Annotated in this window: 1 protein-coding gene; it reads left to right on the top strand. The window is 69.8% G+C overall.

All coding sequences use genetic code 11. The annotated features are described in order from the left end of the window. Nucleotides 1–33: 33 nt before the first annotated feature. Nucleotides 34–461, top strand: a 428-nt coding sequence (locus CAY82_RS27525; protein WP_218190856.1) for a M20/M25/M40 family metallo-hydrolase, incomplete at its 3' end; no start/stop codon positions are given.

Below are 461 nucleotides of genomic sequence, written 5' to 3'. Positions count from 1 at the left end.
GGGGCCGGGCCCGTGACCGCGGGAGTCGCGAGTGTGCTGCCGGCGATGCTGGCGGATCTGGAGGAACTCGTGGTCTGTGAGTCCTTCTCCGCCGACCATGCCGCCCTGGCCCGCAGCGCCGAGGTGGTCGGTGCCCTGGGGAAACGGCTGTTGGGCGCTGAGCCGGAGACGATCGTGATCGGGGGTGTGACGCACCTGCGGTGGGTGTTCGGCACACCGCGGGTGTTGCTGTTGGGGCATCACGACACGGTGTGGCCGATGGGGTCGTTGCAGAGTCATCCCTGGTCGGTGGTGGACGGGGTGGTCCGCGGACCGGGGGTCCTGGACATGAAGGCGGGGCTGGTGCAGATGTTTCACGCGTTGGCGTCGCTGCCGGCCCTGGAGGGGGTGTGCGTGGTGGTCAACGGGGACGAGGAAGTGGGATCGCCGACGTCCCGGGAGCTGATCGAGCGGTCAGCGCG

Origin of the sequence: Pseudomonas sp. SID14000 (genome assembly GCF_002165135.1) — a bacterium.
In the GTDB taxonomy this organism is placed as follows: domain Bacteria; phylum Pseudomonadota; class Gammaproteobacteria; order Pseudomonadales; family Pseudomonadaceae; genus Aquipseudomonas.
Note: the sequence above shows the minus strand (reverse complement) of the source record. Positions and strands in the feature narration are given on the sequence as shown.